Raw genomic sequence first — 22,181 nt, forward strand, 5'->3', positions numbered from 1 at the left:
CAACATGGAGGGTGTGGCAAAGATGAAGATTTCATGAAGAACGTAGTTCTCGACCGCAACGGCCAATTTTGACGGTGAGAAGACTCATAAACGATTGCCTTTCTCCTTGTCAACAGAAAAAGTTGTGCCGGCACGATCTTTTTATCCCCGAGATTGTATTGATTGCCCCTTGCCCGATAGTCCAATTCTCCAGCAGGCAAGTCGATTCTTTCCAGAAAGTACAGATGGGAGGTGCCCAGCTAGCCGGGGAGGCCCTCTGGCCGCCCTCTCGCCACCGCCTTACTGCCGCAATGCATCGGGACGTGGGCCAGGACGCCCGCGCCAGTGGCTATGCGCACTGAAAATAGTGGTAGGACGGTGAGGGATGGCGTCCGGCTGGCAGCATCGTGTGGCGCGATGCGACGATGAGTAGTGGTCCAGAATGGTGGCCTTTGGGTGCCTGGTGGTGGAGGGTCGGTCTGCCCGGGGGATCGCCGTGCACCTTCACGATCGTGCCCGGCTGGAACGGGGTGACCCCGTTTCGTCCTCCGGGCGGTCCTGCTGTGCGGCGGCCGAACCGCCTCGATGGGCTATCCTCCCCGGCAGGCCGGCGCGGGCGCCCATCGGTCTTGCCAGCGATGGGAGGGGGGGGCTAGAATGGGCGCTCCGCGGGCGGGGTGCTCCCGCCGTAAGCAGACTCTTGACGAGGAGGGAGGATCATGGACAAGCTGGTTCTGATGGCTATGGTGGTCACTTTGCTGGCGGGCGCCACCTGGGCGTCGGCGGAGGTGCGGCAGCGGACCTTCACCAAAGACGAGCTGGACAAGATGGCTGCCACCCGGGTGCAGATCGAGACCAGGCTCGGGACCATCGAGCTGCGCCTCTTCCCGGACAAAGCCCCCAACCATGTGGACAACTTCATCCAGCTGGCCCAGAAAGGCTTCTACGACGGCACCACCTTCCACCGGGTCATCCCCGGCTTCATGATCCAGGGCGGGGATCCCAACACCAGGGAGGCGGATCGCTCCCGGCACGGCCTGGGCGGTCCGGGCTACAACCTCAAAGCCGAGTTCAACGACCGGCCCCACAAGCGCGGCACCCTGTCCATGGCCCGCACCGGGGATCCGGACGGCGCTGGCTCCCAGTTCTTCATCTGTGCCGCCCCTGCTCCGTCCCTGGATCGCCAGTACACGGTGTTCGGCGAGGTGGTCTCGGGCCTGGAGGTGGTGGACAAGATCGTCAGCCAGCCCCGGGATCCCCGGGACAATCCCAAGGAGCGCATCGAGATGAAGGTGCGGGTGGTCGCTCCCAAGTGAAGGCGGTGGCACGGGGGCCGGCGATCGCCAACGGATCGTCGGTCCCGTCCGGCCTGGCCGAGGGGAAAGGCGGCTGGGATCGCCGGGCCTTGGAGGGTGCTTGGCAGGGTTAGCGGTTGTACGGGTCGGCGCAGGCCAGGAGCAGCTCTTTCTGGGCATTCCCCAGAATGCGCCGGGCCAGGAGGCTGTCTTCCTGGATCTGGGCGGCCAGCTCCGCCGGGCCGGCGAACTTTCTTTCCGGCCGCAGGAACTCCAGCAGATTGAGCTTGATCCGGTGGCCGTAGAGGTCGCCGTCGAAGTCGAAGATGTGGGTCTCGGCGGAGAGCTCCTGGTCGCCGAAGGTGGGGTTGTAGCCGATGTTCATGACCCCGCCGTAGCAGCGGCCGGCAAGGACCACCTGGGTGACGTAGACCCCGTGCCGGGGGCACAGGTCCTCCTCCAGGATCTGCAGATTGGCGGTGGGAAAGCCCACCACCGGGCCGCCCCGGCGCTTGCCCATCCGCACCGTGCCCCGGATCTGATACGGCCGGCCCAGGAGCTTGCCCACCTCCCGCATCCGCCCTTCGGCCACCAGCTCCCGGATCTTGGTGGAGCTGACCAGCATGCCGTCCACGTAGAAGGGCTCCACCACCGACACCGAGAAGCCCTTTTCCGCGCCCTGGGCGCGCAGGAAGGGGATATCCCCCTGGCGGCCGCGGCCGAAGGCGTAGTCGTAGCCCACCACCAGATCCTTCACCCCCACGGTGCCCACCAGCACCCGGTCCACGAAATCCTGGGCGCTCATGGCGGCGAACTCCCGGGTAAACGGGATCACCACCAGGGCGTTGATGCCGGCCAGGGTGATCATCTCCACCTTCTGCTCGAAGCTGGAGATGAGCTTCACCCCCCGGTCCGGCCGCACCACCTGCAGGGGGTGGGGATGGAAGGTGATGGCCACGCCGGCGCCGCCGCTGCGGAAGGCCCGGCTGACCACCTCGGCGAACAGGGTCTGGTGGCCCAGGTGCACGCCGTCGAAGTTGCCGATGGTGACCGACGGCTCATGGAAGGGGCGGCTGATCTCGGCCAGGCTGCGATAGATGTCCATGGGGCGGCGTCGGGTCGGGCGGGGAAATCGAAGGGCGGCGGCCGGCCGGACCGGGCCGCCAGGGTGGCTTGGCTGGCGGCGCTTACTCTACACCGGACCAGCCGCGCTGCCAATCCGCCAGCCGCCTTTTCTCCACCAACCGGGCAGGACCGCTCTTTTTCGGCCACCCCGGAGCAGGAAAGAACAGCGAATAACGAATACCGAACAAGGAATGTCCAACCGCAGAAGGGACCAGCAGAACTGATCTGAAACGTCAACGACCGGTCCCTTCGACCTTCGAAATTCCTTGTTGGACATTCTGCGGTTCGTTTTTCACGGGAACGCCACCAGGGAGGCCCAAGACCATGCCGCAGGCTCACTTCATCCCCAACCGCGCCATCGCCGAGGCCATCCTGGCCGTGCCAGCCGGCCATCGCCACCTGCGCCTGGCCCTGCGTCTTGCCGACGGCTCCACCCTGGTGCTGGCCGAGGCGGCCGTGGCGGCCATCGTCCGGGCCTACACCACGGTGAAGACCCATCCCCAGGTCCTGGGCCTGCGCCTGCGGGGAGTGCCCCTGGACGAGCGCAAGCCGGGCTTTGCCGAGCATCAGCTCCTGGAGGTTGCCGGATCGGCCCAGGAACTGGCGGAAGAAATGGCCCGGATCCTGGCCGAGGCCGCGCCGTGAGCCGCGGATTCGCCTGGTGCCGGCTGGCCCTGGCCATGGTGCTGGTGGCTTGCGGCCTGCTGCGGCCGGCGGCCGCCGAGGTCGAGGCCGGCTTCCGGCACCTGGTGGCGGTGATGGACCGCTACCACACCAGCCTCGACGTCTACCGGGAGCGGGGCAGCGCCGGCAACCATTTCGCCCCCTCCGGCTGGCAGGGGGATGTGGCGGCGCTCCATCTGGACCCGGGCTGGCCGGCCCTGACCCACAGTGGCAGCACCTGTATCCGGGTGGAATTCACGGCCCGGTCACACAACTGGGCGGCCATCGTTTGGCAGCAGCCGGCGGGCCTCGATCTGTCCGGCGCCAGTCAGCTCAGCTTCTGGGCCCGGGGGGCGGCCGGCGGCGAGACCCTGGAGGTCTTCCTGGGCGGCGAGCCCGGGCCAGCCGGCGATTCCCTGCCCCGCCTGACCACCGGCCGCATCCGTCTGGACACCGGCTGGCAGCAGTACTTCATCCACCTGACGGGCCATGAGCGGCGGCGTCTGGTCACCGGCTTCGGGCTGGCGGTGAGCGGCCGGGACAACCCGGCCGGCGCCATCGTCTTTCTCGATGACATCACCTTCGATGCCGACCGCCGGACGGAGCCCCGGCTCCTGGCCAGCTTCGAGACCGAGGCCGACCCGGCGGATCGCCACCTGGCCGGCGTCGCCCACCTCTACGACAACAGCCTGGCCATCCTCGCCTTCTTAGCCCGGGGTGGACCTGACGACCGGCGGCGGGCCGGCCTTCTGGCCCGGGCCCTGGTGCTGGCCCAGGAGCGGGACCGCTTCTTTCACGACGGCCGGCTGAGAAACGCCTACGCGGCCGGCGATCTCCTGGACCCGGCCACCGGCAGCCCCCGGCTGCCGGTCTGGCAGGAGCCGGCCAGCGGCCGCTACCTGGAGGACAGCTACCAGGCCGGCAGCCAGAGCGGCAATTTGGCCTGGGCGGTCATCGCCCTGGTGCGGGCGGCCGAGGAACTGGGGGAGGAGGGCTTCCGGCGGTCTGCCCTGGCCCTGGGGGAGTGGCTGGCGGCCCACACCCGGGACGAGCGGGGCGCCGGCGGCTACACTGGCGGCTACGCCGGCTGGGAGCCGGATCCCGCCCCCCTCACCTGGAAGAGCACCGAGCACAACGGCGACCTCTACGCCGCCTTTCTGGCCCTGCAACGCCTCTCCGGGGATCCGGTCTGGCAGGAGCGGGCCGAGCACGCCCGCCGCTTCCTGCTGGCCATGTGGGATCCGGCGGCCGGCCACTACTGGACCGGCGCCCTGGGGGATGGCTGCACGGTGAACCGGATGGTGATCCCGGCCGACGCCCAGATCTGGCCAGCCCTGGCCGTCCCCGGCGCCCCGGATGGCCTGCCCTGGGCCAGGGCGCATCTCGTGGTGGAACGGGACGGCCGCACCGGTCTCGACTTCAACGACGACCGGGACGGCATCTGGTGCGAGGGCACCGCGGCCGCGGCCCTGGCCTGGCGCCTCAGGCAGGATCCCCTGGCCGACAGCCTCCTCGCCAGCCTGCGGGCCATCCAGGCCAGCGCCGCCGGCAGCAACGGTGCCGGCCTCCTGGCCACCCCTCAGCCCGTCCTGTCCACCGGTCTGGAGTGGCAGTACCCCCGGCGGGTGCATCTGGCTGCCACCGCCTGGTATCTGCTGGCCGAGCTGGCGGCCAATCCCCTGGCGCCCCCGGACCGCCGGAGCAGCGGCCGCTGAGGCCCGAGCGGTGGCAGCGTGCCAGGACCGGTGAGGTCCGGCCCGGCGGCCCCTGGCTCAGGCCGCTCGCTGTCTTTGTGCCACCTCCCAGCCCAGACAGGCCAGCTGCACCACCCGGGGGATCGGCCGGGAGCCGGTGCGGTAGTGGGCGATCATGCGCCGGGACATGCCCAGGGCCTCGGCGGCGGTGCTGAGGGTAAGGTTGTTCTCCCGCATCCAACGGTCGAATTGGGACGGGCTCAGCAGCCCGGCCTGCTCCCGGCCCAGCTTGTAGAGCAGGTCTGCCCCCAGATCCAGGCCGCCGGGCCAGTCCAGGCCGTGACCCCACTCCTCCACCGTCACCTGAGCGAAGAAGGCGTCGTTGCCCAAAGGGGCCAGAACCGCGGAACCGGCCATCAGGCCGGCAAGATCGACGGCCAGGGTTTCGTTGGTGCTCCAGTCGATGGACAGGTTGAGATGTCCCATTGTACGGACAGCCATGATCAGCGGTGATTGGCTCACGGGCTCAGCCTCCGGTATTCGGCAAGGAGCTCCTGCCGGTGTTGGGCTATCCAGGTCAGAGCAGGGGCGAGCCGGCGTGCCGGCCGCACTGCCCCTGCCAAAACCTCCAGGGAGTCGATGGCCACCGACAGGCGAAAGCCGTCCCGGAACAGGACATGGACATGAGGCACCAGGTGCTCCTCGCCACAGTTGATCCCGATCTTCCAGTGGCGCCGGCGGTGAGCGGTGGCCATGGCACTATGGTGTAATGAGTGCACTGAGTCAAGGTCCAGCCCCAGCCGCCGACCCTCCAGCGCAGGGCTGCGTCGGCCCGCTGGGGACCAATCCCCTGGCGTCGCCGCCTCACGTCAAGCGGGGCATCCGTTCTGTGAGCCCGGTCGCAGCCCGGATTCCGCCGCTACCTCAGGGGAGTGGCGCCATCCCGGCGTCTCTCCCCGGCCGTTCCGGGGCTTGCCATTTGCCGGCGGTCATGGAAAGCTTGGGCCACAAAGGGGCCTGGCTTCCGGGCAGGCCCAAGGAGGGCGGAGCCATCAGCAGATTGGCCGGCAACTACGAGGATCTCAAGACCAGCCAGCGCCGGCGCCTGGAGCGGCTGGCCCGGGGACGGGTGCCCCGGGAGCTCATTGTCGGGCCGGAGATGGCCCGGAGCCTCTCTGAGCTGTCCTTCGAGATCGGCCGCCAGCTCGGCCTCCTCATCGACCGCTCAGGCGCCGTCGAAAGCCTGGTGGTGGGGGACAGCCACGGCCTGGTCATCCCGCGGCTGGGTGCCGCCCGGGCCGGCGCCGGCCGGCTGTGCGGGCTGCGGCTGGTCCACACCCATCTGGGCGGCGAGGACCTGAGCCAGGACGACCTTATGGACCTGGTCTTCCTGCGTCTCGATCTCCTGGCCATGGTGCAGGTGGGCCGGGATGGCCTGCCGGAGCGGCTTTATGCCGCCCATCTTCTGCCCCGGCCCCAGGACGGGCAAAGCTGGGCCTTTCTGCCGCCGGTGGTGCCCAGCCAGCAGCCGGGCACCTGTCTGGCCCTCATCGAGGCCCTGGAGGAGGAGCTGACCCGGCTGCAGCCGGGCCGGGAGGTGGAGGCAGCCCAGGACCGGGCGATCCTGGTCAGCGTCACCACCGGCTCGCGCCATGCGGCGGAAGAGTCCATGGACGAGCTCCGGGAGCTGACCCGCTCCGACGGGGTGCAGGTGCTCGATACGGTCATCCAGCGCCGGGACCGCATCAACCCCAAGTGGATCATGGGCCGCGGCAAGCTGGCCGAGATCATGCTCCTGGCCCTGCAGAGAAACGCCAACCTGCTGGTCTTCGACCAGGAGCTCAACCCCTCCCAGATCCGCTCCATCACCGATCACACCGAGCTGAGGGTCATCGACCGCACCCAGCTCATCCTGGACATCTTCGCCCGCCGGGCCCGCAGCCGGGAGGGGAAGCTCCAGATCGAGATGGCCCAGCTCAAGTACCTCTTGCCCCGGCTGGTGACCCGGGATGACGCCTTGTCCCGGCTTAGCGGCGGCATCGGCGGCCGGGGCCCCGGCGAGACCCGGCTGGAGGTGGACCGGCGCCGGGTGCGGGACCGGCTGCGGGTTCTGTCCGACAAGCTGGCTGCGGTGGGCCGGGAGCGGAGCGGCCGCCGCAGCCGCCGCCGCAAGCGGGAGGTGCCGGTCATCTCCCTGGTCGGCTACACCAATGCCGGCAAGTCCACCCTGCTCAATACGCTCACCGACAGCCGGATCCTGGCCGAGGATCGGCTCTTCGCCACATTGGATCCCACAAGCCGCCGGCTGCGCTTCCCGGAGGATCTGGAGGTGATCGTCACCGACACCGTGGGCTTCATCCGCGATCTGCCGGCCGATCTGCTGAAGGCCTTCAAGTCCACCCTGGAGGAGCTGGCCGAGGCCGATCTCCTGGTCCAGGTCATCGATCTGGCCAACCCGCGCTTCGAGGAGCAGATGCAGGTGGTGGCCGGGATCCTGGAGGAGCTGGATTTGACCGGCATTCCGATCCTGCCGGTCTTCAACAAGATCGACCTGGTGCCCCCGGAGCTGGTGGAGATCCAGTGCCGCCGCCATGGCGGGGTGGGGATCTCGGCCCTGGATCCCGCCACGCTGCGGCCCTTTCTCCTGCGGGCCCAGGGCATGATCACCAAGGCCCTGGGGCTTACCGCGAAAGACGAACCGCAGAATGTCCAACAAGGAATGTCGAAGGTCGAAGGGACCGGTGGTTGACGTTTCAGATCCGTTGCGCCGGTTCCTTCAGACGGTTGGACATTCCTTGTTCGACATTCCGGCGGCAGCCGGAAAGGACCTTTCATGCTGGCCAAGGTGAGGAGCAGTGCGGTGATGGGGGTGGACGGCTTCCTGGTGGAGGTGGAGGTGGATATCGCCCTGGGGCTGCCGGCCTTTTCCATCGTCGGTCTGGCGGAAGCGGCGGTGAAGGAGAGCCGGGAGCGGGTGAAGGCGGCCATCAAGAACTGCGGCTACGAGTTCCCGCCCCGCAGGCTTACCGTCAACCTGGCGCCGGCGGATGTCAAGAAGGAGGGCACCGGCTACGACCTGCCCATTGCCCTGGGGGTCCTGGCCGCCACCACCGACCTGGACGGTGACCGCCTGCGGCGCTACGCGGTCATCGGCGAGCTCTCCCTGGATGGCGGCGTGCGCCTGGCCCGGGGGGTGCTGCCCATGGCCCTGGCGGCCCGGGAGGCAGGGCTGACCGGCATTCTGGTGCCGCCGGACAACGCCCGGGAGGCGGCGGTGGTCGCCGGCATCGAGGTCATCCCGGTGGCCACCCTGCACGAGGCCTGCGGCTTTATGAACGGCACCGCGGAGCTTTCGCCGGTGACCGTGGACGCTGCCGGCATCTTCCTGGCCGGTGCCGAGTATCCGGTGGACTTCGAGGACGTCAAGGGCCAGGAGCATGTGAAACGGGCTCTCGAGATCGCGGCCGCCGGCGGCCACAACGTCATCATGAAAGGGCCGCCCGGCTCCGGCAAGACCATGCTGGCCCGGCGGCTGCCCACCATCCTGCCGGATCTCACCTTCGACGAGGCCCTCGACACCACCAAGATCTACTCGGTGGCCGGCCTCCTGCCAGCGGACCGGCCGCTCCTCACCACCCGGCCGTTCCGCACCCCCCACCACACCATCTCCGACGCCGGCCTCATCGGCGGCGGCCAGACCCCCCGGCCCGGGGAGGTCTCCCTGGCCCACAACGGCGTTCTCTTCCTCGACGAGCTGCCGGAGTTCAAAAAGCATGTCCTGGAGGTGATGCGCCAGCCCCTGGAGGACGGCCTGGTGACCATCGCCCGGGCCGCCAGCTCGCTCACCTTCCCGGCCCGCTTCATGCTGGTGGCGGCCATGAATCCATGCCCCTGCGGCTTCCGGGGCGATTCCCTGCATCCGTGCACCTGCACCAGCCTCCAGGTGCAGCGCTATGAGTCCCGGCTTTCCGGACCGCTCCTCGATCGTATCGATCTCCATGTCGAGGTGCCGGCGGTGCCCTTTGCCGAGATGACCGCCGAGCGGCGGGGCGAGCCGTCGGCAGCCATCAAGGCCCGGGTGGACGAGGCCCGGGAGCGCCAGCGGCAGCGCTTTGCCCGCCGCCGCAGCCTGCACGCCAACAGCCAGATGGGTCCCAAGGAGATCAAGAAGCACTGCGCCTTGGACGCCGAGGGCCAGCGGCTGCTGGCGGCCGCGGTGGAGCGCCTGGGCCTGTCGGCCCGGGCCTTCCACCGCATCCTCAAGCTGGCCCGTACGGTGGCCGATCTGGACGGCGCCGAGGCCATCGCCGCCCGCCACGTGGCGGAGGCGGTTCAATACCGCCGCCTGGACCGGACCCATTGAGCGACGCATCGTTCCTGCAGCTTTGGGAGGAGCCCTTGTCTCGTCCATGGTGGTTGATCCTGTTGCTGCTGGTGCCGGCGCTCCTGGCGGGCCGACCGGCGGGTCTTGCCGCCTCCTCGCCCCAGGTGAGCATGGTGCGGGAGGTGATGCCGGCGGTGGTGGGGATCGGCATCGGTCCGGCGGTTGCCGGCAGCACGAGCCTGGAGCGCAAACAGCGCCTGCTGGAAGAGCTGCAGCGCCTGTTTGAGCGGGAGCTGCAGGAGCTCCCCAGGAAGCTGAAGCCGCAGTGGCAGGGGGAGGGCCGGGAGCTTACGCCCGAGGATATTCAGGTGGTGGGCTCGGGCTTTCTTGTGGACAAGGGCGGCACCATCCTCACCGCCTACCATGTCATCGAGGAGCAGCGGCAGGTCTATGTCACGACCCATGACAACAAGGTCTACCGGGCCCGGGTGGTGACTGCGGCACCGGAGGACGACATCGGGGTGCTCGCGATCATCGACGCCGATCCCGCCTTTCCGGTGGTCAAGCTGGGCAGCTCGGCGGCGCTGGAGATCGCCGAGCCGGTGATTGCCATCGGCAACCCCTTCGGCTTCACCTTCACGGTGACGAGCGGCATCGTCAGCGCCCTCAACCGCTCCCTGGGCCATGGGGTGGAGGGCCTGATCCAGACCGACGCCCCCATCAATCCCGGCAGCTCCGGCGGGCCGCTCGTGAACATGAGCGGCGAGGTGATCGGCATCAGCCATGCCATCTTAAGCCCGGGCAGCCGCCAGGGCGAGGCCGGCTTCGTGGGCCTGGGCTTCGCGGTGCCCATCGACCGGGCCAAGGCGCTCCTGGCCGGGGAGCGGCGGTCGGCCAGGCCAGCCGCCGCCAGCGGCGGTCCCTATCTCGGCGTGCGCCTGGAGGCAGGCCGGGATGGCCGGCCGGTGGTGGTGGAGGTCATGGGCGGCAGCCCGGCCGCCCAGGCCGGCCTCAAGCCCGGTGACGGCATCTTTGCCGTGGACGGCAGGACCGATCTCGATGTGGCCGGCGTCCTGGCCCGGATCCAGGCCCACCGCCCCGGTGACACCCTGAAGCTGCAGGTGGCCCGGGGAAGAAAGATCCTGGGCATCGTCGTGCGCCTGGGCGCCCGGTCGTGACGGAGGGCACGGCGCGGGGGTGTCCGGCGTTTTCCTTTCACCCTGGCGCCCTGCAGCCGCCCGGACCCGCTGGACCCGCTGTTACCGAATCAGCGAAGGAGACCCCATGATGACAAGACCGCGCTGCCGGACCCTGTGCCTCTTCTTCCTGGCGCTCGTCCTGGCCAGTTGCTCCACTCGATCCATCTCCAACTCCGGCTACCGGGCAGGCGAGGGCTGGAGCGGAGCGGATAATCCTCTGTACCAGGGAGAGCTGTCGGAATTCGACGTGCTCGGCATCAGCCGGGGAAGCTCGGTCACCGAAGAGGAGATCACGGGCGCCCTGGCAGATCATCGGCCGGTAAGCCTGCGGAAGGGAAGCACCGTTCTGGTCATCCAGTCCGGAGCGATGTTGCCGGACCAGCCGCTGGTCGCGGCCCTGGAACGGGACTACGCGGTGGCCGGCTTTTCCGGGGTACCGCCAGCGGTGGCCAAGGGGGAAGGGAAGGAGCCAGCGGCCCAGACTTCATACTTCATGGCCCTGCGGCTGGCAGCGGCCAGGGGCGGGACAGAGAAGGTGGTCGTCGTCTGGGGGGTGCTGGAGACTGCCCAGGAAGACCTGGTTACCCGGGCTGTTTCCTGGGTGCCGGTGGTGGGCTGGGCCCTGCCGGACCAGCGGCAGCAGATGCGCATCCGGCTCAAGGTGGCCGTGATCGACGTCGCCTCCGGCCGCTGGGCGCTGTTTCTGACGCCGCCAGTGACAGACGAGGCGGTGAGCGCCTTTCTCGGCCGGCAGGCCTCGGATCAGGAGCAGGTGGCGCTCCTCAAGGACAAGGCTTACGTCGCCTTGGCAGACGAGCTGGCGACCCGCTTCGGCCGCTGACGCCTGCCAAACCCCGGCACCGGGTCAGGCGATGGTGAGGGCTTGACGGAGCACCGTGCTGAGAGGGATGCGCTCCTGGGGATCTTTGCCGTGGCGGCGGCACCAGGCCTCGTTGAGGGAGGCCAGCTCGCGGTTGATCTCGTCCAGGAACAGGAGGCCCTCCGGCGCGAAAACGTCGGTCTCGGGGAAGCTGACGGGACAGGCCGAGACCTCGATGGTCTCGGCCAGCTCGTCCAGGTAGGCCAGGGGCAGGCCCTGGCTGCGGCAGAGGATCGGCCGCGCCGGGTAGACCGGGCAGCGCTCGTCCAGGAGGAGCGGGCAGCGGCCAGCAGGCCGGGGTGGGCGGCCCTGGAGGCGGGCCAGGAGCGCCGCCGGCAGCCGGGTCACCGCGGCCTGCACCAGGTGCCACTCCAGGGGGCAGAGGCTGATGTCCTGACAGCAGGCACTGCAGTGCACCCGGCAGCGCAGACGGCTGCCATAATAGGCTTGGAGCTGGCGGGCCTCGGCGTCGACCCGGACGACCAGGGCGTGGTAGGCGGGGACCTCAGGCATGGGGCTCGCCGGGGCAGTCAACAGAAGGAGGAAGGGGTGCCGGCATGACCGAGTACATCCAGGTGATGACCACCACCGAGACCCGGGAGCAGGCCGAGGCCATCGCTGACCGCATGGTGCGGGAGCGGCTCGCTGCCTGCGCCCAGGTGCTGGGGCCGATCAGCAGCACCTACTGGTGGCAGGGCAAGGTGGAGCAGGCCCAGGAGTTTTTGTGCCTGCTCAAATCGCGCCAGGACCGCTTCGCCGATCTGGAGGCGGCGATCCGGGCCGTTCATCCGTACCAGGTGCCCGAGATCCTGGCCGTGCCGGTGGCGGCTGGCAGTGCCGCCTACCTGTCCTGGCTGGCGGCCGAGCTGACTGGCCCCTGAGCACGCCCCCCCCCGCCATGGCCGAGCCGCCTGCTGTTTCGGGCCGCCCTTCCCGCTGGGGCCGCCGCCGCAGCCATGTCTGTCACGCCTGCCGCCGGGAGCTGCCCTTTTGCTGGAGCTGCCCCTGCGGCTTTTCCCTGTGCCCGGACTGCTTCGAGGCCAACCGCTGGGGCCTGTCCAACGGGCCGACCTGGGTCTGCCCGGATTGCGGCCGGGTGCGGATGTTCTAGCCAGCGGCCGGCAGCACCAGCTCGAAGCAGGCGCCCTGGCCGGGCTCATTGTGCAGACTGATTCTACCGCCATGCTTGGCCATGATGGTGGCTGCGATATGCAGACCCAGGCCGGTGCCCCGCTCGCAGGGCTTGGTGGTGAAGAACGGCTCGAAGATCCGCTCCGCGAAGGCCGCCGGCACGCCGCCGCCGTTGTCCTCCACCTGCAGGGCCACGGCGGCGCCACGGCTGCTGCTGCGGATGGCGATCCGGGCCGGATGCTGCGGCTGGCTGCGGAGGCGGTCCTCCAGGGCATGACGGGCATTGGACAGGAGGTTGATCACCACCTGCTCCAGCTCCTGGGCCACGGCGGACACCGGTGGCAGGCAGGGGGCAAGATCCTGGGCCACCTCGATGCCTCGCACCCGGAGCTGGGTGCTGCACAGGGACAGGGCCTGGTGCACCACCCCGTTGAGATCCACGGTGGCGCTCTCCTGTCCCTCGCTCCGGCTGAGCAGCCGGACGTGGTCGATGATGTCGCTCAACCGCTGGACGTTGCGCCGCAGCTGGCCCACCTCGGCCATCATCTGCCCCTGGTCCAGGCAGCCGCGGCCGGCCAGGATCTGCCAGCGCTGCAAGGTGACGGAGATCACGGACAGGGGCTGGTTGATCTCGTGGGCCATGGCCGCCGCCATCTCCCCCAGGGCGGTCAGGCGGCCGCCATGGACCAGCATCGCCTGCCGCATCTCCCGCTCCCGGACGGCCAGCATCTTCTCCTCCAGACGCTTCCGGGACGAGATGTCCCGGGTCACGGCCAGGGTATGGTTCTGGCCCCGGATGGCCACCGAGGCCCAGGATGACTCCACGGGCACCGTCTGGCCGTCCGGGCAGTCGATGACCAGCTCGGTGGTGCTGCCCGGGATCGGGGCCGCGTCTCCGTTCCCGGCCGGAAAAAGGTCGGTCAACGGCAGGCCCAGAACCTCGGCAGCCGGCCGGCGGAAGATGGATTCCGCCGCCGGGTTCCAGAAGGTGATCCTTCCCCGGGGGTCGGCGAGCACGATGCCGTCCCGGGCCGCGGCGGTGATGGCGCACAGCCGCGAGCGCTCTTCCGCCAGCTCGGTGGCGCGGCTGGCCAGCTCGTCCCGCTGGCGGAAGAGCTCCTTTTCCGCCTCCTTGAGGGCCAGAAGGTTGCGGACGAGCCCCCGGAGCTCATGGGGGTGGACTGGCTTGTGGAGAAAGGCCGTGACCCCGGCCTCGAAACAGGCCCGGGCGTTCTGGTCGTCACCGTGGCCGGTGAGCACGACCACGGCATAGGGATCGGTGGGGGTGGGGGCCAGCTCCCGGATGACGCTCAGCCCATCCAGAATCGGCATCTGCAGGTCCAGGAGCAGCAGGGCCGGCCAAACCTCCCGGAAGAGCTCCAGGCCCTCCTGGCCGTTTCTGGCGAAGAACAGCTCGTAAGGCTCTGTTTCCAGGATCCGGGCAATGGTCCGGCAGGTCAGCTCCTCGTCGTCCACCAACAGGATTCTTCGGTTCATGCTGGGCTCCCCCATCGCCGATTGGAACACTTACCCAGTATAGCCAGGCCGTGGCCATGGGAGCAAACAGGAATCGGGAGGCTCAATCGTCCATGTCCTGGACGATGCGGGCGATCAGGTCCTCGTCGGTCTGGAAGACCTCGGCCAGGGGGCCGGGCAGGAGCGGCCAGTCCGGGTTTTCACCCCGGAGCACCACCAGGCAGTTGCGAATGAAGAGTGTGTCCCACCCGGCGGGGGGCAGGCTGGCCTCCCTGATGCGGGGGTTGTACGGCAGAAGGCCGAAGAGGGTCCTGAAGACCCGGGCGCGGTACAGGGAGTAGAGAACCTTGAACACCGACGACTGGGCGATGATGGCGCTCGGGGTGTTGATGCGGGTGGCGGTCAGCTCGCTCAGCTGCGCCAGCTCAATGCCGGCCTCATCCTGCAGCTCGGCCAGGAGGCCGCCCGCCGTTTCGTAGATCTTCTGCCGCAGGGACGGGCCGGGCAGATCACACTTGAGCTTGGCGCGGAAGTACTGCCGGTAGCGGCCAACGCAGGCAGCCAGGTCGGAAGGATCCGGGGCGCCCTCCGTTGGCCCGTTCTTGGTGGCCTGGTCCGTCTCGCTGGCCAGGCCCAGAACGGTCTCATCCGCCAGGAGCACCTCGTCCGTGGCGCTGGCCGGCGCCTCCGGCCGGACGATCTCCGGTGGTGGCGGGAACAGGGAGGAGTAGTGGATGAAGATGTCGCAGGATTTGACGTAGATGGGGTTCACGGTGTCCGGGCTGGCGCCGATGCCGATGATCCGCTTGCCCAGCTCCCGCAGCTTGTTGATGAGGGGCAGATAGTCCCGGTCCGAGGCCACCAGGGCAAAGTGGCTGATGTACGGATAGGTGTAGGCGGTGGCCAGGGCCTCCACCACCAGACGCATGTCGGCGGTGTTCTTGTACCGGGTGACGTAGGGGATGTCCTCGAAGCCGATCAGGTTCTCGTAGAGCATCCGCCGCAAGCCCGCCCGCAGCATCCGGTCGTTGCGGCACGCAGCATCCAGGTCGCCGAAGGCGCGCCGCATGGTCAGCCGTCCCATCTGCAACAGGCGGCTGATCACCGGCGCGAAGTCCACGGGCAGGGCGATGTCCAGGGCCGCCCGCACCAGGTTTTCCATGTCGATGAACAGGGCGATATTGGTCTCGTCGGAGTACGGCTCGGGCATGGCTGATCCTGTAAGGGGATTTTCGGCAAGGGGGCGGCAACGAAGCATTCCACTGTACCTCTTCCGCGTCCCGGGCAAAAGACTTTCCTGGCCGGGGGCTGGCCGCGACAGGCACTGCGCCTTGACAAGGAGCGGCAGGCCATTGTAATCGAAAGAGCAAGAAGCGCCGCTCTCGGCGGCGTCCCTTGGCTCAGGCAAAACGGCCGACATGGCCACAAAGGAGGTACGACGTGGGCAACGGCACATCACGCCGCCCCCATCTGGGTGAGATCCTTATCCAGCGGGGCCTGGTGTCGGCAGAGGTGATCGACGAGGCGTTGCGCATCCAGGTTGGCGGCAACCGCCGGCTGGGCTATCTCCTCCTCAAGATGAAGGCCATCTCCGAGGCGCAGCTGGTGGAGGTCCTCTCGGAGCAGCTGCGCCTGCCGGCTGAGCGCATCGGCACAGTCGCGCCGGAGGCCAAGGGCGTCCTGCCCCGCTACCTGTGCCGCCGCTACAACGCCGTGCCCCTGCGCCGGGAGGCCAACAACGTGCTGGTCCTGGCCATGACCGATCCCCTGGACCAGGAGGCGGTGGCGGACATCGACCGCTATACCGGTCTGGTGGCCAAGCCGGTTCTGGCTGGCCAGTCCGAGATCGACGGCGCCGTCGCCAGTCAGATTCCCCTGTCCATGCGGGACATCTTCAATCCCCAGGTCTTCAACCGTCTCGCCCGTCTGGCCACCGCTGTGAGCCTGATCCTGATCCTGGTGCTGGCGGTTTCGTTGTACCAGGACCACCGGCTGCGCAAATACGGCACGGTGACCGAGCAGGCCAGCACCGTGGTCTACAAGAACCATGATCTCATGGTGGGCAAGAAGAGCGACGGCAAGGTTACCCTGCAGGGGCATGCCGCCTTCGACGAGGGGGTGATCGACGTCCGGCTGGATGGGCCGGCCGCCTTCAGCGCCTTTGTGGAAGGGAAGAAGCCAAGCTTCTCGGGCCAGCAGTATGAATGGCTGCAGTGGCTGATCAGGGAGCGGCTGGCCCGCGCCGGCTGATCGTTGCGACCCCTTTCTGAACGGCAACGGGCCGGACTCCGGGATTCCCCGGGGCCGGCCCGTTGCTGTTTTGGGCACCGGCTGGGCTGGCCGACCGGGTGTCGAATCAGGGCAGCCGCTGCACGTGCAGCCAGCAGAGGATCGCCAGAGGGTTGGAGCCGGCGAAGCCGAGGGTGAGGCGGCCATCGGCCACCTCCACCTCGGTCTCCCCTTCGATCCAGCGCAGGCCTTGGCCAAAGGGCTCCTGGGTCACCAGGGCCTCGTCCTCCACCTGCACGCTTTGGCCGGTCTGGCCCTGGCGGCCGGACATGGGGTCCAGGAGGCCGATGCGCACCCGGTACCAGCCGTTGGCCAGGGCCACCTCCCACCGGGCGGCCGGGGGGGCGAAGACGGCGGTGTCGTGGGCCTGGTCCGGAGACTGCCGCTTGTTAAGATCGACGCTCTTGAGCCGAGTACCGGCGGGCAGCCAGCCGTAGCCACGGTTGTTGGCAAAGGACAGGCCACTGTCCACCAGAAAGCCTGCCGGCACCGCGGCACCGGCGGGCTGGAAGCTCACGGCCAGCTCCTGGTCCTGCTGGCCATCGGCCAGCCAGTAAGTCTGGCGAGTCTCGCCCCGCCGGCCCCGGGAGTCCAGGAGCCGGAGGGTCACGGTATAGAGGCCGGCCGCGGGCAGCTCGTGCTCCACCACCACGCCGGAGCCAGTGGCGCCGTCGCCGAGCTCCCAGGCATAGTCCAGGATCGGGCCGCCCGGGGAAGAGGAAGCACTGGCGTCGAAGCGCACCGCGGTTCGTCCCGCCTGCAGGCTGGCGCTCATCTGGGGCTGCAGCCGTTCTTCCGGGGGCAGGATCTGCTCGATCCGCACCCAGGCCAGAATCGCCACCGGCAGGCTGCCGGTGAAGCTCAGGGTCAGGCGGCCGTCCGTTACCGCCACCTCGCCACTCTCTTCCAGCCAGCGCACCTCCTGGCCCAGCGGCCCGTCGGCAATGATCGCGGCTCCCTCGGCCTGGACCGACTGGCGGCCGCCTGGCCGACCGCTTGCCACCGGATCCGTGAGGCAGGCGGTGACCAGGTAGCTGCCGTTGGGCACCTCTGCCTCCCAGACGGCGCTGGCCGGCAGAATGGCCACCGAGTCATAGGCCTGATCCGGGGCGGTGCTGCGGTTGAGGTCGATGAGGGTGCGGGGTCCGCGCTCCGGCAGCCAGCCGAAGCCCCGATCCTGGTCAAAGGGCTGGCCGTTGTCCATAAGGAAGCCGTCGGGCGGCGGGCTGCCGTCGGGCTGGAAGCTGACCGAAAGGCGGGTCAGCTCCGGCGCCGCCTCGGTGACCGTGACCAGGGCCTGGGCCCGGCTGCTGAGGCCGACATCGTTGCGCACTGTCAGGGCGATGGTGTAGCGACCCGGCAGCTGGTAGGCGTGGCTGGCTGTGGCACCGCTGGCGGTGCTGCCGTCACCAAAGTCCCAGGCCGTGGCCACGATCCGTCCCTGGGGGTCCCGGGAGGCGGTGCCGTCGACCTGGACCACGGCGCCCACGGTGGTCAGGCTGGCGCTGGTGCTGATGGCGGCCTGGGGCGGCCGCCGGTCGGCCGGTGGGCTCACGGTCACCGCCAGGGTGGCATCCCCACTGGCGCCGCTGTTATCGGTGACGGCCAGCCGCACCTGATACTGTCCGGCGATCCCATAGGCATGCTCGGCGAGGGCGCCGTTGCCCTGGGCGCCATCGCCAAACTGCCACCGGTGCTGGACGATCTGGCCGTCCGGATCCTGGGACGCGCTGCCGTCGAAGCGGACCAGGAGTGAGGCGGTGTCGAGCCGGAAGCTGGCCGCGGCCACCGGCGGCCGGTTGGGGACGACGGCCGGCGCCGGGGCGGCCTGGTCCCGGCTGGGAGGCGGCGCCTGGACAGGGTCTTCGGGAACGGAGGCTGGCGCCGGGGCGGCCTCATCCCGGCCGGGAGGAGGCGTCTGGGCAGGCACCTCGGGGGCGGCGGCCGGGGCCGCCGGGCTCCGCCAGCTGATCTCGTCGGAAAAGGGGCTTTCGTTGCCGGCCCCATCGTAGGCGGTGGCGGCAAAGTAGAAGGTCTGGTCCGGGGCGAGACCGGTTACCGTGAAGGTGGTGGCCGGGCCCGCGTCGGCGCTCTGGCTGTAGCTGCGGCTGGCCTGCCCCCAGTAGATGCGGTAGCCGGCGAGCCGGGGCTCGCGGTTGGCGTCCCAGGTCAAGGTGATCTCGGCCGCCGGCAGCACCGGGCAGGTCCCCAGGAGGACCAGAAGGCCGAGGAACAGCCGGCCGGCCCAGGACAGAACGGGTGCGGAACAACCGGACATCAATGCCTCCCGGGCCGGCTTTCCCCTGACCGGCCCACCGTTCGCGTTCCCGTGAGACAAGCAAGGAATGTGCCGCCGTTGTTCGGCGCTTGGCGTTGGGACTGTCTGGCCGAATCGGCCTTGGCGGGCACTTTCCTGGTTGGAGCGGTAGGCAGAGGGGTGGGGCCTTCCGGGAATCCGGATAGGGCTTTCCGGAAAACCGGTTTCCGGTGGCCGCCAACGAGTCCGGGCCGGCAGCAGAGGGGTTGCCCCTGGTGCCGGCCTGAAAGGAAGGGCGCAAGCGGCCGGCCGCGCCCGGGTCAGGGCAGGCGCTCCAGCCGCAGCCAGCACAGAACAGCCAGCGGCTGGCTGCCGGTGAAGGACAGGCTGAGGCGGCCATCCGCGACCTCGACCTCCGCCTGCTCCTGGACCCACCGCCAGCCTTGGCCGAAGGGCTCCTGAGCCACCACCGGCAGGTCCTCGGCCTGGACGTTCTGGCCGCCCTGGGTCTGGGGCGATTGCAGCGGATCGACGACCGAGATCGTTACCCGATACCGGCCGTCGGCCACAGCGACCTCCCAGCGGGAGCCGGCGGTGGCCAGGATGGCGGTGTCGTGGGCCTGATCCGGTGCCTGCCGCTTGTTGAAGTCCAGGGTCTGCAGCCCGGTCCCCGCCGGCGCCCAGCCGTAGCCCCGGTCATCGGCGAAGGCCTGGCCGCTGTCCACCATGAGCCCGGTGGGCACCGCGGCGGCCGCTGGCTGGAAATTGACGGCCAGCGTGCCCGCCTGGCCGCCGTCTGGCACCCAGAAGGTCCGCCTGGCCTCGGAGCGCTGGCCTCCCTCGTCCAGGAGGCGGAGGATCACGGTGTAGAAGCCGGCTACCGGGAATTCGTGCTCCACCACCTCGCCGCTGCCGGTGCTGCCGTCGCCGAAGTCCCAGGCATAGTCGAGGATCGGGGCCGCCGGGGCCAAGGAGTCGGAGGCCTCCAGGTGCACGGCCGTGTCGCCCTCCACGAGCCTGGCCGCCATGCGGGCCACCAGGCGCTCTTCCGCCGGCACCGTTCGTTCGAGCCGCACCCAGGCCAGGACTGCCACCGGGCTGCTGCCGGCAAAGGTGAGGGTCAGGCGGCCATCGGTGACCGTCGTCTCACCGGTCTTCTCGATCCAGCGCACCGACTGGCCCAAAGGCTCCCCGCTGACCACAGCCGATCCCTCGGCCAGCACGGTCTGGCTGCCGATCGGCTTGGCGCTTTTCAGCGGATCCATGAGGCAGGCCGTGACGAAGTAGGTGCCATTGGCCACGGTGGCTTCCCAGACCGCGGTGGCCGGCAGGACCGCCACCGTGTCATAGGCCTGGTCGGGGGAGTTGCTCCGGTTGAGATCAATAACCGTGCGCGGTCCCTGGCCTGCCACCCAGCCGTAGCCTCTTTCCGCCTCGAAGGTCTGGCCGCTGTCTGCCAGGAAGCCCTCCGGCACCAGGCTGCCCGCCGGCTGGAAGCTCACCGCCAGCCGTTCTCCGTCCGGGGCCTGCTCGGTGACCAGCACCGCGGCCTGAGCCCGGGCCATGAGGCCGGCATCGTTGCGCACCGTCAAGGTGATGGTGTAGCGGCCGGGAGCGTTGTAGGCATGGCTGGCGGTGGGTCCGCTGGCGGTGCTGCCGTCGCCGAAGTCCCAGGCCCAGGTGACGATCTGTCCGTCCGGGGCCGAGCTGCCGGTGCCATCCACGCTCACCGGCGTGCCCACCGTGGTCACCCCGGTCGCGATGGCGATGACGGGTCGGGGCGGCTGGCGTCCCTGGGGTGTGGTGACGGTCACCGGCACGACGGCTTCCGCTGCACTGCCGCTGTTGTCGGTGACGGTGAGCCGCACCTGGTACTGGCCGCCCGTGGCGTAGGTGTGGTCGACGATCGCTCCGGTGCTCTGGGTGCCGTCGCCGAAGTTCCAGAGAAAGCCGCTCAGCCGCCCGTCCGGATCCCGGGAGGTGCTGGCGTCGAAGTGCACCAGGAGGGGCGCGGCGGTGTCCACGACGAAGGCCGCCTGGGCCAGGGGCCGGCGATTCGCCGCCTGCACGGTCACCTCGACGGTGCCGGTGGCAGAGCCGCCGTGTCCGTCGGTGACCTGGTAGGCGAAGGTGTCGCGGCCGGAGAAGTCCGGGCCCGGGGTGTAGACGGCCCGGTCGCCGTCCAGGCGGGCGGTGCCGCCCCGGCCGTTGCTGGCGCTGGCCAGGGTCAGCGGCTCGTTGTCGGGATCGGTGTCGTTGGCCAGGACCGCCACGGTAACCGCCTGTCCCTGCGGCGTGCTGGCGGTGTCACTGGCCGCCACCGGCGGATCGTTCACCGGTCGTACGGTGATGGCCACCGTGCCGGTGGCCGTGCCGCCCTGGCCGTCGGCGATCTGGTAGCTGAACGAGTCGGAACCGTTCCAGTTGGCGGCCGGCGTGTAGACCACCCGGTTGCCGGCCACCCTGGCCGTGCCGTGGCTGCCGTTCGCGGCACTGGTTACGGCCAGGGCATCCCGGTCGGCATCGGTGTCGTTGGCCAGGACCTCCACCGTCACCGCGGTGTCCTCGTTGGTGGTGGCCTCATCCGCCACCGCCACCGGAGAATCGTTCACCGGCCGGACCACGATGGTGACGGTGCCGGTGGCGGCGCCACCCTGGCCATCCCGGATCTGGTAGGTGAACGCGTCGGTGCCGTGCCAGTTGGCGTTGGGAGTGTAGACCACCCGGTTGCCGGCCACCGCCACCGCGCCGCCAGCGCCGCTGGTGGCGCTGACCAGGGTCAGGGGGTTGGCCTCCGGATCGGTATCGTTGACCAGCACATCCACGGTCACTGGCGAGCCCTCGTCGGTGACGGCACTGTCCGTCCCTGCTGCCGGCGGGTCATTGACCGGTCGTACCGTGACCGTGACCGTGCCGGTGGCCGTGGCACCGGCGCTGTCCCGGATCTGGTAGGTGACGGAATCGGTGCCGCTCCAGTTGAGATGGGGGTAGTAGATGACCCGGTTGCTGGCCACCAGCGTGGTGCCGTTGCTGCCGTTCGTGGCACTGATCACGGACAGCGCATCCCCGTCCGGATCGGTGTCGTTGGCCAGGACGGCCACGGTCACCGTTCCGTCTTCGTTGGCAACGGCGCTGTCCGCTCCCGCGGTTGGCGCATCGTTCACGGGCCGCACCGTCACCGTCACCGCCCCGGTGCCGGTGCCGCCGCGGCCATCCGCCACCTGGTACATGAAGGTCTCGGTGCCATGCCAGTTGGCGGCCGGGGTGTAAGCGACCTGGTTGCCCTGCCCGGCGGCGCGGCCACTGGCGGGCGTGCCCACCCCGGAAAGGGTCAGGGGGGCGCCGGCCGGGCCAAGATCGTTGGCCAGGACATCGATGACCACCGCTGTATCCTCGCTGGTGCTGCGACTGTCCGGGTTGGCGGTCACTGCCGTACCCACCGCCTGGACGACGACGGTGCCGGTGCCGGTGGCGGTGCCACCCCGACCGTCGGCCACCGTGTAGGTGAAGGCATCGGTGCCTGCATAGCCGCTGGCCGGGGTGTAGACCAGACGGCTGCCGGCCACGGCCGTGGTGCCATGGCTGCCGGCTGTGGCGCTGGCGATGGTCAGGGGATCCTGATCCGGATCGCTGTCGTTGGCCAGGACATCGATGACGACCGCGGTGGCCCCGGTGGTGCCGGCGCTGTCCGGCCGGGTGACCGGCGCATCGTTCACCGGCCGCACGGTCACGGTGACCGTGGCGGTCCTCTGGCCGCCCTGGCCGTCGCTCACCTGGTAGCTGAAGGAGTCGGAGCCATGGAAGTTGGCGGCCGGGGTGTAGACCACCTGATTGCCGGTGACCGCGGTGCTGCCGTTGCTGCCGGCACT

The 22,181-nt window shown here is 69.5% G+C and carries 18 protein-coding genes; 10 read left to right on the forward strand and 8 right to left on the reverse strand.

The window, feature by feature from the left end; genetic code table 11:
• Positions 1 to 806 precede the first annotated feature (806 nt).
• On the forward strand, positions 807 to 1,295 hold the full coding sequence (locus AB1634_05575) for a peptidylprolyl isomerase (protein MEW6218992.1): 489 nt from the start codon (positions 807 to 809) through the stop codon (positions 1,293 to 1,295).
• A 109-nt stretch (positions 1,296 to 1,404) separates the two neighbouring features.
• Here AB1634_05575 and AB1634_05580 read toward each other — a convergent pair whose 3' ends face one another.
• Positions 1,405 to 2,379, reverse strand: a complete 975-nt coding sequence (locus AB1634_05580) for a bifunctional riboflavin kinase/FAD synthetase (protein MEW6218993.1) — start codon at positions 2,377 to 2,379, stop codon at positions 1,405 to 1,407.
• Positions 2,380 to 2,723: 344 nt separating this feature from the next.
• On the opposite strand from AB1634_05580, the gene AB1634_05585 reads away from it, so the two are divergent.
• The gene (locus AB1634_05585; protein ID MEW6218994.1) at positions 2,724 to 3,044 is read left to right on the forward strand and encodes a hypothetical protein; all 321 of its coding nucleotides are present in this window, start codon (positions 2,724 to 2,726) and stop codon (positions 3,042 to 3,044) included.
• Positions 3,041 to 4,777, forward strand: a complete 1,737-nt coding sequence (locus AB1634_05590) for a hypothetical protein (GenBank protein ID MEW6218995.1) — start codon at positions 3,041 to 3,043, stop codon at positions 4,775 to 4,777. The genes AB1634_05585 and AB1634_05590 overlap by 4 nt, the downstream gene beginning before the upstream one ends.
• A 57-nt stretch (positions 4,778 to 4,834) precedes the next feature.
• Here the strand turns inward: AB1634_05590 and AB1634_05595 are convergent, their stop codons facing one another.
• Both AB1634_05595 and AB1634_05600 read right to left on the reverse strand, forming a co-directional pair.
• Positions 4,835 to 5,278, reverse strand: a complete 444-nt coding sequence (locus AB1634_05595; GenBank protein ID MEW6218996.1) for a DUF2442 domain-containing protein — start codon at positions 5,276 to 5,278, stop codon at positions 4,835 to 4,837.
• On the reverse strand, positions 5,275 to 5,511 hold the full coding sequence (locus tag AB1634_05600) for a DUF4160 domain-containing protein (protein MEW6218997.1): 237 nt from the start codon (positions 5,509 to 5,511) through the stop codon (positions 5,275 to 5,277). The genes AB1634_05595 and AB1634_05600 overlap by 4 nt, the downstream gene beginning before the upstream one ends.
• A gap of 236 nt (positions 5,512 to 5,747) precedes the next feature.
• Here AB1634_05600 and hflX point away from each other — a divergent pair, with 236 nt between their 5' ends.
• From hflX to AB1634_05620, 4 genes are all read left to right on the forward strand, one after another.
• A complete protein-coding gene (hflX, locus tag AB1634_05605; protein ID MEW6218998.1) occupies positions 5,748 to 7,505 on the forward strand; it encodes a GTPase HflX in 1,758 nt (585 codons plus the stop codon).
• Positions 7,506 to 7,589: 84 nt separating this feature from the next.
• On the forward strand, positions 7,590 to 9,119 hold the full coding sequence (locus AB1634_05610) for a YifB family Mg chelatase-like AAA ATPase (protein MEW6218999.1): 1,530 nt from the start codon (positions 7,590 to 7,592) through the stop codon (positions 9,117 to 9,119).
• A 35-nt stretch (positions 9,120 to 9,154) separates the two neighbouring features.
• Complete coding sequence (locus tag AB1634_05615) at positions 9,155 to 10,258, forward strand: trypsin-like peptidase domain-containing protein (GenBank protein MEW6219000.1); 1,104 nt, start codon at positions 9,155 to 9,157, stop codon at positions 10,256 to 10,258.
• Between the two features lie 106 nt (positions 10,259 to 10,364).
• Complete coding sequence (locus tag AB1634_05620; protein MEW6219001.1) at positions 10,365 to 11,120, forward strand: aminopeptidase; 756 nt, start codon at positions 10,365 to 10,367, stop codon at positions 11,118 to 11,120.
• A gap of 24 nt (positions 11,121 to 11,144) precedes the next feature.
• On the opposite strand, the gene AB1634_05625 is transcribed toward AB1634_05620, so the two are convergent.
• Entirely contained in the window at positions 11,145 to 11,672 is a 528-nt protein-coding gene (locus AB1634_05625) for a YkgJ family cysteine cluster protein (GenBank protein MEW6219002.1), read from the reverse strand.
• A 44-nt stretch (positions 11,673 to 11,716) separates the two neighbouring features.
• Between AB1634_05625 and cutA the strand changes: the two genes are divergently transcribed.
• The gene (gene cutA, locus AB1634_05630) at positions 11,717 to 12,040 is read left to right on the forward strand and encodes a divalent-cation tolerance protein CutA (GenBank protein ID MEW6219003.1); all 324 of its coding nucleotides are present in this window, start codon (positions 11,717 to 11,719) and stop codon (positions 12,038 to 12,040) included.
• Positions 12,041 to 12,057: 17 nt separating this feature from the next.
• The gene (locus AB1634_05635; protein MEW6219004.1) at positions 12,058 to 12,270 is read left to right on the forward strand and encodes a hypothetical protein; all 213 of its coding nucleotides are present in this window, start codon (positions 12,058 to 12,060) and stop codon (positions 12,268 to 12,270) included.
• On the opposite strand, the gene AB1634_05640 is transcribed toward AB1634_05635, so the two are convergent.
• Positions 12,267 to 13,787: a response regulator gene (locus tag AB1634_05640; protein MEW6219005.1), complete on the reverse strand. Its 1,521-nt coding sequence runs from the start codon at positions 13,785 to 13,787 to the stop codon at positions 12,267 to 12,269. The two genes, AB1634_05635 and AB1634_05640, sit on opposite strands and share 4 nt — an antisense overlap.
• An 82-nt stretch (positions 13,788 to 13,869) precedes the next feature.
• Positions 13,870 to 14,976 (reverse strand): NYN domain-containing protein, encoded by a 1,107-nt coding sequence (locus AB1634_05645; protein ID MEW6219006.1) that lies wholly within the window; start codon positions 14,974 to 14,976, stop codon positions 13,870 to 13,872.
• A gap of 230 nt (positions 14,977 to 15,206) precedes the next feature.
• Between AB1634_05645 and AB1634_05650 the strand changes: the two genes are divergently transcribed.
• Positions 15,207 to 16,016 (forward strand): hypothetical protein, encoded by an 810-nt coding sequence (locus AB1634_05650; protein ID MEW6219007.1) that lies wholly within the window; start codon positions 15,207 to 15,209, stop codon positions 16,014 to 16,016.
• 106 nt (positions 16,017 to 16,122) lie between these two features.
• Here AB1634_05650 and AB1634_05655 read toward each other — a convergent pair whose 3' ends face one another.
• Together AB1634_05655 and AB1634_05660 are read right to left on the reverse strand one after the other, a co-directional pair.
• Complete coding sequence (locus AB1634_05655; GenBank protein MEW6219008.1) at positions 16,123 to 18,333, reverse strand: PKD domain-containing protein; 2,211 nt, start codon at positions 18,331 to 18,333, stop codon at positions 16,123 to 16,125.
• A gap of 299 nt (positions 18,334 to 18,632) precedes the next feature.
• The coding region (locus tag AB1634_05660; GenBank protein ID MEW6219009.1) for an Ig-like domain-containing protein at positions 18,633 to 22,181 on the reverse strand (3,549 nt) is incomplete at its 5' end.

Source organism: Thermodesulfobacteriota bacterium, assembly GCA_040755095.1.
GTDB lineage: Bacteria > Desulfobacterota > Desulfobulbia > Desulfobulbales > JBFMBH01 > JBFMBH01.

Bases quoted from the DNA above. Each gene is read 5' to 3' on its own strand.
- AB1634_05645 (MEW6219006.1), bottom strand. From the start codon at position 14,976: ATGCCCGAGCCGTACTCCGACGAGACCAATATCGCCCTGTTCATCGAC.
- AB1634_05640 (MEW6219005.1), bottom strand. From the start codon at position 13,787: ATGAACCGAAGAATCCTGTTGGTGGACGACGAGGAGCTGACCTGCCGG.
- hflX (MEW6218998.1), top strand. From the start codon at position 5,748: ATGGAAAGCTTGGGCCACAAAGGGGCCTGGCTTCCGGGCAGGCCCAAG.
- AB1634_05655 (MEW6219008.1), bottom strand. From the start codon at position 18,333: ATGTCCGGTTGTTCCGCACCCGTTCTGTCCTGGGCCGGCCGGCTGTTC.
- AB1634_05635 (MEW6219004.1), top strand. From the start codon at position 12,058: ATGGCCGAGCCGCCTGCTGTTTCGGGCCGCCCTTCCCGCTGGGGCCGC.
- AB1634_05610 (MEW6218999.1), top strand. From the start codon at position 7,590: ATGCTGGCCAAGGTGAGGAGCAGTGCGGTGATGGGGGTGGACGGCTTC.
- cutA (MEW6219003.1), top strand. From the start codon at position 11,717: ATGACCGAGTACATCCAGGTGATGACCACCACCGAGACCCGGGAGCAG.
- AB1634_05620 (MEW6219001.1), top strand. From the start codon at position 10,365: ATGATGACAAGACCGCGCTGCCGGACCCTGTGCCTCTTCTTCCTGGCG.
- AB1634_05580 (MEW6218993.1), bottom strand. From the start codon at position 2,379: ATGGACATCTATCGCAGCCTGGCCGAGATCAGCCGCCCCTTCCATGAG.
- AB1634_05600 (MEW6218997.1), bottom strand. From the start codon at position 5,511: ATGGCCACCGCTCACCGCCGGCGCCACTGGAAGATCGGGATCAACTGT.
- AB1634_05585 (MEW6218994.1), top strand. From the start codon at position 2,724: ATGCCGCAGGCTCACTTCATCCCCAACCGCGCCATCGCCGAGGCCATC.
- AB1634_05625 (MEW6219002.1), bottom strand. From the start codon at position 11,672: ATGCCTGAGGTCCCCGCCTACCACGCCCTGGTCGTCCGGGTCGACGCC.
- AB1634_05575 (MEW6218992.1), top strand. From the start codon at position 807: ATGGCTGCCACCCGGGTGCAGATCGAGACCAGGCTCGGGACCATCGAG.